Here is an 11,929-nt window from a genome sequence, read left to right on the forward strand (position 1 = left end):
GCTATTTGCTCTCGGGCTTGTCCAGCTTGACCTCAAAGCCGTATTGCACGGTGCTCAGGTCGGTGCGTTGGTAGCTTTCCAGGGTGGTCGGCTGGCCGTAGAAGTAATGCACGTCAAACATCGCCGTACCGTATTCCTCGGCACGGTGGCTGACGCCGAGGATTTCCTTGAGGTAATTGCCGCTGGCGTCCTTGGCGTAGAAGCGCCAGCTGTCGGCGGGGAAGGCCTTCTGGTCGACGATCAGCGCGTTGTCTTTGAGTTCGAGCCCTTTGGGCAGCTTGCTCGCGTCAATCTCGTTTTTATCGATGGTCGCCAGGAACAGCGGAATCGAGCCCACCACAAAGGCCGGGTTTTCCGGGAACAGGTTCAGGTCATAGGTCAGGGTGCCACGCGCCGGGTTCAGTTCGAAGGCCTCGGTTGGCAGTTCAATCGGCTCGCCCCGCTCGCCTTTTTCGTCGGCGGTGAAGAAGGTCACCGGTGATTCACTGCTGTTGCGCTCGCTGCCCACCAGGTCGTCATTGAAGGTGAACGGGTGGTCGAACACGATGTGCGCCGCGCTGGCGTCTTCGACCGACTGGCTGATGGTCACGCTGTTTTTCAGCTGGTCTTCGGTCATGCTTGCGTCTTTGAGCCAACTGGCGGCGCTGTCGTCATACACGGTGACCGGCATCGGCAGGGCCTGTACGGTTTTCTGCAGGCTGTTCTTGTCGAAGCGCAGCACTGGCAGGTCGAGGTCTTTGCGGGTACGTGTGGCAGTGGAGAAATCCAGCACGTTGACTTGCAGGTTGTCGATCACGCCATTGAAGTACACCTTGGCGTAATGGCTGCTCTGCTTGCGTTCGAAGGCTTTCTGCTCGTCGGTCAACTGTTTTTCGAACGCTTCCGACCAGGCCTTCTGCTTTTGCATCTCGGCCAGTTGTTTCTCGTAGAACGCGACTTGGGCGCTGCTTTCGTTGATCGAACCCGAGCGCGTGAGAAATTGCCCGGTGGCGTCCCGCGCCTGCACCAGCAACGGATTCGGCGATTCGTCGCCCACTTCCGGCGCCAGTGGCTGGCTGTTGGTCAGCTCGATCTCGGCGTAGTTTTTTTCCAGCAAGACCAGGTTGAGGGTGATGTTGCCTTCGGTGCGCTTGTGGCCCACGTCCTTTTTCGACAGGTCAAAGGTCAGCACCTTGCCCGGCGCGACCACTTCAACCGTGCCCTTGAGGCTGACAGGCTGAGGCTGACTCTTGTTTTCCGTCTCGATGCCCTCGATGAACGGGTAGGTCACCGTCAGGTCATCGGGGTTGGTCAGGTTCGAGCTGCTGGGGCTCAGTTGGATGCCCGGATCGGTTTCCGACCATTCCGGCTGGAAAGGGATGACCTTGTTGTTGCTCAGGGTCACCGACTGCCATTCCAGTCCGTGAGGGAACGGGAACTGGTCGGGGACGTTGAAGTTGAAGGGGAAAACCGGCTGTAGGTCGGTCAGATAGTCGGAGTGGGAAGTCTTGCGCAGCACGAACAGGCCATTGATGTAGGTGTCCACCAGCGCCTGGGGTGTGGGGTAGTGCTTGAGCAGGGCCAGGGTGTCCTCGCCGTATTCGGCTTCGATGGGCTTGGTGGCGAGTTTGACCCGCGCCCGCTCCAGCAACAGCAGCGAACCGCCGAGGTCAGCGACGGCGTCGCGTAGCTTGGGGTCCTGGATGCTGTCGAGGGATTGTTCGAACTTGGCGGTTTTCTCTTCGAGGGTGGTCTGCTTCTGCTCGTCGCTGGGGGAGCAGCCGCCAGCCAGCAGCAATGCCGCGCACAGGCCGATACAGGCCAAAGGGGATCGCACATCCATCATCTGAGTTTTTCCTGTCCGACGTCATCGAGCCGAGTTGTTATTGGGCTCGACACTAGCAGAAAAATTCTCTTACAGATGCCGCACAGGTCAGTTTTCCGGCGATTACAGGTGTCTTGTGGCGGCTGGTATACTCGCCGCCATTTTAAACAAGCTGTGTGAGATCCCATGGAACGCTTCATCGAAAATACTATGTACGCCTCACGCTGGCTGCTGGCGCCTATTTATCTCGGGCTGTCCTTGGGCTTGTTGATCCTGGCGCTGAAGTTCTTCCAGGAAATCATTCACGTCATTCCCAATATCTTCACGATGCTGGAAGCTGAAGTGATCCTGTTGCTGTTGTCGTTGATCGACATGGCGCTGGTCGGCGGCTTGTTGGTGATGGTGATGATCTCCGGCTACGAGAACTTCGTCTCGCAGCTGGATATCGATGAGAACAAAGAAAAACTCAACTGGCTGGGCACCATGGACTCTTCGTCGTTGAAGATGAAAGTGGCGGCCTCCATCGTGGCGATTTCGTCCATCCACTTGCTGCGTATCTTCATGGACGCCAAGAACGTCGATCCGCAGCACCTGATGTGGTACGTGATCATCCACATGACCTTCGTGGTGTCGGCGTTTGCCATGGGTTACCTGGACAAGCTCACCAAGCACTGATGCCCCGCGCCAGCCTTACTGCTCGACGAAGTAGTAAGGCTGGCGATTGATCGACATCTGCTTGATCACCTTCACCGGGGTGGTCAGGTCGTTGGTATGGTCCAGCAACGCAATGTTGCCGGGCTTGGCACCGAGATAGCGGTGCAACTCGGCTTCGGTTTGCAGGATCGGCAAATAGGCCTGCAGATAGAACACGCTGGCCCCGGCGATGCGCTCGTTGGGCTGGAACAACACCACTTCCTTACCTTCGTCTCTGAATGCCTGGGCCTGGCTGATCACCGGTACGAACGACTGGCGTACATCGGCTTTGGGCGCGAACCAGAAGGCGGCGATCAAGTAGCAACCCACGGCCAGGGTAAACACCCCGCCCACCACGGTTCTGTGATGTTTATGCAGCGCGGGTTTGTGGGTTTTCAGCCAGTCCAGCAGCACCCGCGCATATTCTGCGGCCAGGACGGCGGCGGCGGGGGTGAGTGCCATCAGGTAAACGGTGCGTTTACTCGACGCCAGGGTCAGCAGGGTGAACTGCGCCACCAGCCAGACGCTGAAGAACAGATGGTAGCGATTGCGCACCAGGCTTTTTCGGAAGTGCCACAGGCCCAGATACACCAGGATATTCCACGGCAGGAACGCCTCGGGCAGCTTGGCGATGTAGTAGTAGAACGGCTCGTAATGCCCGGCCTCGACAAACGAGCCGCTGAAACGACCGACGCTGTTGGTCAGCAACACTTCGGCCACCGCCTGCATACCACCGCGCTGGAACAGGAACCCCAGCCAGATCACCAGCGGTATCAGCGCCAGCAAGGTAAACAGCGCGGGCTTGAGCCAGTCACCAATCTGCAGGCGTTTGTCCATCAGGCTGGTGCTGGCCAGGTACACAAAAATCACAATGCCCGGCATGGCCAGGCCCAGTACGCCTTTGCTGAGGGTGGCGATCACCATCCCGGCGGTAAACAGTGCCCATGCGCCGGTGCTGGAGCCTTGGCGATCGGGCCGCACGGCCTGGTAGAACGCCAGCAGCGCAGTGGTCACGCCGAGGGTGAGCAGCGAGTCCTCACCCACGCCACGCGCGTTGCTCCAATAACTGGCCATGGTCGCCAGAATCAACGCGGCGCTGAACGCCAGCGTCTGCGGTCGCCCGAACCGGCGCAGCATGGTGTAAAGCAGCATCACGCTGAACAATCCAGCAAACGCCGAAGCCAGGCGCACCGCCCAGGTGCTGCCGCCGAACAGGCGAATAGCCCCAGCGTCGATCCACAGGCTCAAAGGCGGTTTTTCCAGGAACGGCTCACGAAACAACTGAGGCACTACCCAGTTATTGTCCAGGTGCATGGCCATGGCGATCCCGGCGACCCGGGCTTCGGTGGAGCCTTGCAGCTCATGGTTGCCCAGGGCAAAGAAGAACAACAGACCAGCAAGCAGGAGCAGCAGGGGAGCAGGACGCGTCATGGAGTGTGGCTACCAGGGCAGGAGGACCGTCCGGGGGAACGGTCATTGCAATGGGCTAGTATCCGTGGGCGTTTCTGAATATTTCGTGAACGAGTGTTGGATTTTTGTAAGGCTGAATGCTTCCTCAGGGTGCTTTCAAGCTGGGCACAGCAGCTTTGCCTTGGGCCGTCAGCACCGGTTCCAATTGCTCCCACGTGAAACTCAGTTCGTTGTCACAGCCATCGCCTTGGGCGGGTGTGGAGAGTTGCAGGCCCTGGGTGTTGAAGCTCAAGTCGAAGGTGGAGTAACTGGTCACGGCCGGGCACCCTTCGTCGACGGTGGTTTGTTTGGCCAGCCAGGCGCTGAAGGTGGCGGGCAGTTTGACCTGGCCGGAATAGGGGCTGTCCCATTGCTCATGGCCGCCCAGCCAGGTCCAGGGGTCGACCTTTTCACCGGTTTGCAGGTTCCAACTGTGCAGGCCCCAACTGATCCCCCCGCGCCCGTAACCCGCTGACCAGCGATAGAAACGCACGGTGATCCAGTGCGATGACCAGTAGAACGGTTCCACCGTGATCTCGCTGGTGCTGGTGCTGCCGCTTTGGTCCAGTGAGTTACGCCGCTCTCTATAAAAATCGGTCTGGCCATCCGGATTGATGGCCATGCGCGCGAGATCCCGGTTGATCTTATCGATGGCTTCCCCGTCGCCTTCGAGTTTCAGGATGACCTGCCCGCCTTGGGTCTTCACCTGATAGGCGTGTTCGGCGAAGGTCTTCTTCTCGACCTTCACCGCAGGCGGCGTGGCCTCAAGCGGGTTGTTATAGGTGTCGCTGGCACAACTGTCCGTGTCCGCGCGTTTGAGCATCAGCACCAGGCTTTTGCCGCCAATGGCTTTGCTCCAGCTGCCGGTCAACGTGTCGCCTTGCGGGTCGTCCAACTGCCAGAAACCGGTTTGCCCTTCTTCCACCCAGGGCTCGCTGGCGTTGGCTTGGGTCAGTTGAATGGGCGTGAGAATGCGTTGGTAGTAGTAACTGCCATTGGCGCCGTGGGCTCCATTGAAACAGACGGTGATCGCGGATTTGCCCAAGGTGCCCGTCCAGACACCGGCCAGGTCGGCGGCGGTGGCAAGCAGAGGAGCGCAGGCGAGGGTGAGAACGGCGAGTGGCTTGAACACGGGTATCGGACTTCCGGATGTCTGATAGAGGAGAGCAGGGTAATGGGAAGTACGGGTGAGTCCAAGAGGGCAGGTGCCACGCTCAGTAAGAAACTCCTAACCTGTCTCTAATGAGAAGTATTATCATGTGTGACTTTTCGCAGCCGTCCCCTGGATATCACACCGATGGCCTCATCTTCTTCTGCCCATCAGGTCGTGGGCGAGCTCTATGCCCAGCACCATAGCTGGGTAGTGCAGTTGCTGCGGCGCAAGTTGGGCGGGCAGGAGCAGGCCCTGGACCTGGCGCAGGATACCTTTGTGCGGATCTTGAGCAGCGGCACCGTGCCGGTTTTCCGTGAGCCGCGTGCGTATCTCACGACGGTCGCGAGCCGTTTGTGTGGGCAGTATTTCCGTCGTCAGGCGCTGGAGCGTGCCTATGAGCAGTCGCTGACAGTCCTGGAGCCCGAACACATGCCTTCGCCGGAAACCCGTCTGTTGGTACTTGAAGCGTTGGATGCCGTTGGCCAGGTGTTGGATGGGCTGGGCAGCAAGGTGCGCGAGATTTTCCTGCTGTCCCAGTTGGATGGCCTGACTTATCCACAGATCGCCGAACGCATGAACCTCAGCGTGAATGTGGTGCAAAAAGCCATGCTCAAAGCCTATCGCCATTGCTACCTGGCGGTGTACGCGGCATGAACCGCTTCAAGTCTGCCAACGATCAACCCTTGGACGAATGCGTGCTGGACCAGGCCTTGAACTGGATGGTCGCGTTGCAATCTGGCACCTGCGGCGCCGCTGAGCAGCATGCCTGCCAGCAATGGCGCAACGAGAACCCGCAACATGAACTGGCCTGGCAGCGTTTGGCCGGGCTCAGCCGCGATATGCGCCTCAACACCCAGGCGCTGCCTGCGTCCAATGCCCGACAATTGCTGCGGGCACGCAGTGTTCCGTCGCGGCGCACGCTCCTCAAGGGGTTCGCTGGCTTGAGCGTAGCCACCGCGCTTGGCCTGAGCGTGCGCGAGCGGGTGCTGTTGCCGGAGCTGTTCAGCGATTACCACACCGCTACCGGGGAGCGACGGCATCTGCGCCTGGCCGATAACGGCGAGTTGCAATTGGATACCCGCACCGCTGTGGATATTCGTGGTGCGCACCTGGCACTCAATCTCGGCAGGTTGTTGTTGAGTACTGGGGCAAGCACTGGCACTGCGGTCCAGACGGCCAATGGGTGGATACGCCCGGCGGCGCTGTCGCGGATGATCATCAGCCACGACTTGCCCCGCCAGCAGGGTACGCAGGTGCAGATGCTGGCGGGCAGCGCTTCCATCGAACCTTCGCACGGCGCGAGTCTCCTGCTGGGCATGGGCCACCAATTGAGTTTCGACCGTCTGCAGGGCGGGCCGCTCGCCACCCTGTCATCCGGCGTCGAAGCCTGGACCCAAGGCCTGTTGATTGCCGAGCGCATGCCACTGCGCGAGGTGCTTGAGCAACTTGATCGCTACCGTCGCGGCGTGCTGCGCTGCGATCCTGCAGTGGCGGGCTTGCAGGTATCGGGTTCGTTCTCGCTGGACCAGCCCGAGGCCAGCCTGGACCTGCTGGCCAAGGTGTTGCCTGTGCGCGTGCAGCGGGTGTTTGGCTACCTGGCCACGGTCGTGCCGGCCTGACCTGAAATTATTTTTACATCGCGTGGCAGTTTTTTGAGTCTCGAGCATCAAGACGGGTAAGACGCAGAAAAAAGCGTCCACCCAACCCTTTCACGACAGGACAGTCTTTATGCTCAGCCGCGTCAGCGCTTTGCGCACCGTTATCCTCGGCTTATCGGTGGCAACCGCCAGTCACAGTGTCATGGCCGCCACGGCGGCGCCCGCCCAGGAACAATCCCAGCCCCAGGCGTATGACATTTCGCCCGGCAGTCTTGACCGTGTGTTGGGTGCGTTTGGGCAGCAAACGGGTGTGATGATCGGTATCGATTCCGCGCTGGCTGCCGGCATTCAGAGCAAGGGTTTGAAGGGCAATTTCTCTGTGGATGAAGGCCTTGAGCGCCTGCTGGCCCCAGCGAACTTACAGGCAGAGCGTGAGCCGGGCGGCTATCGCGTGGTGGCCAAACCGGTCTCCCAGGACGGCAAGGTGGAATTGCAAACCACCCAAGTCAGCGCCAACCAACTGGGCACTGTCACCGAAGGTACGGGCTCGTACACTCCTGGCACCATTGCCACGGCCACGCGGCTGGTGCTGACGCCACGGGAAACCCCGCAATCAATCTCGGTGGTGACCCGCCAGGTCATGGATGACTTCGGCCTCAAATCCATCGACGACGTAATGCGCCACACACCGGGCATCACCGTGTCGACCTATGACACCGAGCGCACCAACTATTACTCGCGCGGTTTCTCCATCGAGAACTTCCAGTACGACGGCATACCGACCCTGCGTGATGCCCAATACTCAGCGGGCCAGACCATGACGGACATGGCGATCTACGACCGCGTCGAAGTGCTGAAGGGCGCTACCGGCCTGCTCACCGGTGCCGGTGGCCCTGGCGGCACCATCAACCTGATCCGCAAAAAGCCGACTTCCGAGTTCAAGAGCAGCATCGAACTGGGCGCGGGCTCCTGGGATAACTATCGCTCACAGGTCGACGTCAGCGGTCCCCTGACTGAAACCGGTAACGTGCGCGGTCGCGCAGTGGCCGCCTATCAGGACAAAAAATCGTTCCTCGATCATTACTCGCGCAAGACCAGCGTGCTCTACGGCATCCTCGAAGTCGACCTGACCCCGGACACCCTGCTGACCCTGGGCGCCGACTACCAGGACAGCGACCCCAAAGGTTCCAGCTGGACCGGCACCCGCACCATCTTCGACGCCACCGGCAACAAGCTCGACCTGCCGCGCTCGTTCAACAACGGGCCGAAATGGGGCTCATGGCAACAATACAGCCACACCGTATTCGCCACCCTGGAACACAGCTTCGACAACGGCTGGGTCACCAAAGGCCAGTACAACCATCAGGTCAACGGCTATGACGCACCGCTGGGCTACATCTCCCAGGATTCCGCGACAGCCAGCTCGATCTATGCCGCCAAATACACCGGCGACACCACCAGCGACAGCCTGGATGTGTACGCGTCGGGTCCGTTCGAGCTGTTCGGGCGTGAGCATGAACTGGTGATCGGGCAGTCCGTTTCCAGTTCGCGGTGGAAGGGCAAGGACTACCGTAACCCCGTCTACTTCGACAACTCCTATGATTTCTACAACTGGCACGGCGAGGCTATCGAGCCTGCGTGGGGTAAGGCATCCCGCTTCAGTGACGAAATCACCCGCCAGACCGGCACCTATGTCACCGGGCGCTTCAGCCTGACCGACGCGCTGCACCTGTTGCTGGGCACGCGGGTTGCCAACTATCAAGTCACCGGCACCAGCGACACCGAAGAAAGCGGCAAGGTAGTGCCGTACGCCGGCCTGACGTACGACCTCAACGAAAACTTCACCGCCTACGCCAGCTACACCGAAATCTTCAAGCCGCAGACCCAGTACCGCGATCGAACCAACACCATGCTTCAACCCGACGAGGGCAAAAACTACGAGATAGGCCTCAAGGGCGAATTTTTCGATGGCCGCCTGAACGCCAGTCTCGCCTACTTCGAGGTGCACGAAACCAATCGCCCCATCGCCGATACCGCCTGGAACTCGCAGCCGGCCGTCGATTACGCGTACATGGGCACCGAGAGCAAAACCAAAGGCTACGAAGCCGAAATCTCCGGCGAACTCGCGCCAGGCTGGCAGTTGCAAGCCGGTTACACCCACAAGATCGCCCGCGATGCTGATGGCAAAAAGGTTGCGACCTGGGAGCCCGAGGATCAAGTCACCCTCTACACCAGCTACAAACTCCAAGGCAGCCTGGACAAACTCACCCTCGGTGGTGGCACACGCTGGCAGAGCGCGGGCTGGCAAACCGTGCGCAACTGGGGCTACCCCGGTGGCGGCCGCTCAGAAAAATTCACCCAGGACCCATACTGGCTAGTGGACGTGATGGCGCGCTATCAACTGACCCAGAACCTGTCGGCCACGCTTAACGTCAACAACGTGTTCGACAAAAAGTACTTCACCAACATCGGCTTCTATGACTCGGCGTATTACGGCGACCCACGCAATGTGATGGTCACGACGCGTTGGGATTTCTGAGGTAGATGACAGCAAAAGGCCGAGTTTCCTCGGCCTTTTTTTGTTATTGGAATGCTGGTGTGTCTTGGGTGAGGACCAGTACTCGCTCTACCAACAGTTCGCTCAGCACGATCAATTGCTGGCTGGCCAGCAGCTTATGACGGCTGGCACCTTCGAGTTCGAAGGCCAGGTCGGTGGTCATGGCGTTGAGTGAGGCGAGGGTTTCGCTGGCTTGGATCAGCAGGGTTTCGGGGGAGATGTCTGGCGCGAGGGTGAAGAGGGTTGCGGAGGGTGGATTGGGGGTGATCTTTTTCATGATGAAGCTCCCACACTGTTTAAGGAGCTACCGCCCCCTGCTGTCAAACAGGAATGGGTGGCAGCTGTACGCGGGTTGACAGACCGGAAGTGTAGGAACCCGGCGCACCCGAAGATGCCCCACGCACAGCCGCCATGAACGAAACGGAGTGCGTCAAGCATGCCGTCTTATCAAGGGGTGTGAAAGGTTACACTTTTCGGCCTGTCAAAGCCGGTCGCTGATGAGCAGCGGCTGGAGGAAGTTAGCGTTGTGACGCGGGTTGCGCTAGTTCATCAAGGGCGCGATAGCTTGAAGGAAAATACTGAAGGTTTATCCAGTCGGGCTTTTCAAGCCCCAGAAACAACAAAACCCGCACTGGGCGGGTTTTGTCGATGCTTCGAATTGGTGGGCCGGGGGAATCTGAATTTATTTATTATGATATTGATTTTATTGATTTTATTGATTTTATTGATTTTATTGAGTTATGGAATACCGTTTGGAATACGGCAATCCTCAAGCCAATGCTGCCTAAGGGATGTTTAAGGTTGCTAGGGGCTGTTGTGCTGTATTTAGACGTGACTAGGTTTATATGCCAGTGGATGCGAGCCCCGACTCCACCCTTCTCTATCGCTTTAGGTCATAAGTTCGTTTGCCTTGTGCCTATCTGCGGGGCCATCGAGTAGGCTGAGCAATTCTTTGGGGCAGAAGCCGCAATTTGCTGAGCAGCGATAATCGCTGAAGGAAAGTCTGGTCTATCTTGGCGCTAGCAATGCACCAAGACGTACTGTATTTGGGGCGCCGTGCATCTCGACATATATCCGATGATCATTCCTCCTAAAGACTCAACCAGTCGCGGCAACATTCTTCCATGCACGAAAGTCGCGGTTTACCTGCGCGATGGCTAAGGATAATGTTGCAGTGGCTTGTTGCCATATTGCCCGTTTGGATGGACTGAGGAGAGAGAATTGAGGATAGCGAATCCGCCCCAGTCAAGGGACCTGATGGCGACCGCACGAAGTTTTGGCAACTACGACCTAGCGGCAGCTCTCGCCGACCTCATCGACAACAGTATCAAGGCCAAGGCCTCTCGTGTGGATATCTCGTTCGAGCCCGACGAGTGTGATGTTGTCGTAAGGGTTCGTGACGACGGAGTGGGCATGGATCAGGAGACGCTAAAGATCGCGATGCGTCCCGCAAGTGCTAATCCAAACGATGAGCGGGAGCCGGATGACCTCGGGAGATTTGGTTGGGGACTGAAATCAGCGTCTCTGTCTCAGGCTCGCGTCCTGACAGTAGTTTCTTGGTGTGACGGAGTCATCAACGCCGCGCGATGGGATATTGATGACATCGACGATTGGGGGATGGAGGTTCTGGAGGGAACTGAAGCAGAGTGTCTGCTGGCTAAACCCCGCAAGTCGAAATCGGGTACGGAAGTGATATGGACCCGTTCTGATCGTGTGCTTGATAGGGATGTCAGTTCCTCTTTCGATGATTCACTTACGTATGCCATTGCACATGCCAACCAGAGACTTTCATTAGTATTTCACCGCTATCTGGCAGGGGAGACAGATCGGCGCTTGACTATCTCTGTCAATGGTCGCCTGTTGCGTCCAATCGATCCATTCATGGCTTCCCACAATGCAACGCAGACGCTGGATGCCGAAGAAATCAAGATAGCAAACGGATCTTTCATCAGTATCCAGCCCTACGTTCTGCCTCACTTCTCGAAACTCACTGTCGAGGAGCAGACGCTGCTTGGTGGCCCTGAGGGAATGGTTCGAAATCAGGGGTTTTACGTTTATCGAAACAAGCGCCTTATCATATTCGGTACATGGTTTAGACTTGTACCACACGGTGAGCTTTCACAACTCACGAGGGTTAGGGTTGACCTCCCTAACACTTTGGATTCCGAGTGGCGAATCACGGTGGATAAGTCAGATGCTCAGCTTCCGACTGCACTCAAGCGTCGTCTTCAGGATGTCATCAAACGTTTCAACCGGCGGTCGTTCTCAGTACATCGAAAGAAAGGCGTTTCGCTAGACCTGCCTGAGGTGCAATCCGTATGGGCAAGGTATGTCAAAAATGGTGAGGTTCGTTATCGAGTAAATCGAGATCACCCCATGGTCGCAAGGATGCTGGAAATGGATTCCATTTCTGGCAATGCCGATGCTGTGCTTCGACTTCTAGAGTCCTACTTTCCGACAGACAGATTTCTTGCCGATGCGAATGGGACTGGTGTAAGTCAATGTCCAACTTCCACTGAGGAGTTCGAGTCTCTTATCCATCAGTGTGTTCTCAATTTTCTTCAGGGCGATGGGGTACTTGAGGTTGACGAGTTTCTTAGTTTTATAAGAGGCGTCGAACCCTTCTCCTGAATCGCCCCGGGTTTCCTAGACACTCTCCAGGCTCGCTGCGTAAC

General features: G+C 58.0%; 9 protein-coding genes. 5 read left to right on the plus strand and 4 right to left on the minus strand.

The window, feature by feature from the left end:
- Position 1: 1 nt before the first annotated feature.
- The gene (locus H096_RS22690; RefSeq protein ID WP_082461774.1) at positions 2-1,825 is read right to left on the minus strand and encodes a hypothetical protein; all 1,824 of its coding nucleotides are present in this window, start codon (positions 1,823-1,825) and stop codon (positions 2-4) included.
- Positions 1,826-1,990: 165 nt separating this feature from the next.
- On the opposite strand from H096_RS22690, the gene H096_RS22695 reads away from it, so the two are divergent.
- On the plus strand, positions 1,991-2,479 hold the full coding sequence (locus H096_RS22695; RefSeq protein ID WP_005791582.1) for a TIGR00645 family protein: 489 nt from the start codon (positions 1,991-1,993) through the stop codon (positions 2,477-2,479).
- A 15-nt stretch (positions 2,480-2,494) separates the two neighbouring features.
- Here the strand turns inward: H096_RS22695 and H096_RS22700 are convergent, their stop codons facing one another.
- Positions 2,495-3,928, minus strand: coding sequence for a glycosyltransferase family 39 protein (locus tag H096_RS22700; protein ID WP_033901572.1), 1,434 nt, complete (start codon positions 3,926-3,928; stop codon positions 2,495-2,497).
- Positions 3,929-4,052: 124 nt separating this feature from the next.
- Entirely contained in the window at positions 4,053-5,078 is a 1,026-nt protein-coding gene (locus H096_RS22705; protein ID WP_033901573.1) for a hypothetical protein, read from the minus strand.
- 165 nt (positions 5,079-5,243) lie between these two features.
- Here H096_RS22705 and H096_RS22710 point away from each other — a divergent pair, with 165 nt between their 5' ends.
- The 3 genes from H096_RS22710 (at position 5,244) to H096_RS22720 (ending at position 9,236) form a co-directional block, all read left to right on the plus strand.
- On the plus strand, positions 5,244-5,753 hold the full coding sequence (locus tag H096_RS22710; protein ID WP_033901574.1) for a sigma-70 family RNA polymerase sigma factor: 510 nt from the start codon (positions 5,244-5,246) through the stop codon (positions 5,751-5,753).
- Positions 5,750-6,718, plus strand: coding sequence for a DUF4880 domain-containing protein (locus tag H096_RS22715; protein WP_033901575.1), 969 nt, complete (start codon positions 5,750-5,752; stop codon positions 6,716-6,718). The genes H096_RS22710 and H096_RS22715 overlap by 4 nt, the downstream gene beginning before the upstream one ends.
- A 109-nt stretch (positions 6,719-6,827) precedes the next feature.
- A complete protein-coding gene (locus H096_RS22720) occupies positions 6,828-9,236 on the plus strand; it encodes a TonB-dependent siderophore receptor (protein ID WP_033901576.1) in 2,409 nt (802 codons plus the stop codon).
- A 43-nt stretch (positions 9,237-9,279) separates the two neighbouring features.
- Here the strand turns inward: H096_RS22720 and H096_RS22725 are convergent, their stop codons facing one another.
- Positions 9,280-9,531 carry a DUF6124 family protein gene (locus H096_RS22725; protein WP_033901577.1) on the minus strand — a complete coding sequence of 84 codons (252 nt, stop codon included), beginning with the start codon at positions 9,529-9,531 and terminating at the stop codon, positions 9,280-9,282.
- Positions 9,532-10,511: 980 nt separating this feature from the next.
- Here H096_RS22725 and H096_RS22730 point away from each other — a divergent pair.
- Positions 10,512-11,885: an ATP-binding protein gene (locus H096_RS22730; protein ID WP_051422151.1), complete on the plus strand. Its 1,374-nt coding sequence runs from the start codon at positions 10,512-10,514 to the stop codon at positions 11,883-11,885.
- Positions 11,886-11,929 lie beyond the last annotated feature (44 nt).

Source organism: Pseudomonas sp. FH1 (assembly GCF_000510895.2).
GTDB lineage: Bacteria > Pseudomonadota > Gammaproteobacteria > Pseudomonadales > Pseudomonadaceae > Aquipseudomonas > Aquipseudomonas azotoformans_A.

Excerpts from the sequence above, each read along its gene's own strand:
- H096_RS22715 (WP_033901575.1), top strand. The coding sequence starts at position 5,750 with ATGAACCGCTTCAAGTCTGCCAACGATCAACCCTTGGACGAATGCGTG.
- H096_RS22730 (WP_051422151.1), top strand. The coding sequence starts at position 10,512 with ATGGCGACCGCACGAAGTTTTGGCAACTACGACCTAGCGGCAGCTCTC.
- H096_RS22720 (WP_033901576.1), top strand. The coding sequence starts at position 6,828 with ATGCTCAGCCGCGTCAGCGCTTTGCGCACCGTTATCCTCGGCTTATCG.
- H096_RS22710 (WP_033901574.1), top strand. The coding sequence starts at position 5,244 with ATGGCCTCATCTTCTTCTGCCCATCAGGTCGTGGGCGAGCTCTATGCC.
- H096_RS22695 (WP_005791582.1), top strand. The coding sequence starts at position 1,991 with ATGGAACGCTTCATCGAAAATACTATGTACGCCTCACGCTGGCTGCTG.
- H096_RS22700 (WP_033901572.1), bottom strand. The coding sequence starts at position 3,928 with ATGACGCGTCCTGCTCCCCTGCTGCTCCTGCTTGCTGGTCTGTTGTTC.
- H096_RS22690 (WP_082461774.1), bottom strand. The coding sequence starts at position 1,825 with ATGATGGATGTGCGATCCCCTTTGGCCTGTATCGGCCTGTGCGCGGCA.
- H096_RS22725 (WP_033901577.1), bottom strand. The coding sequence starts at position 9,531 with ATGAAAAAGATCACCCCCAATCCACCCTCCGCAACCCTCTTCACCCTC.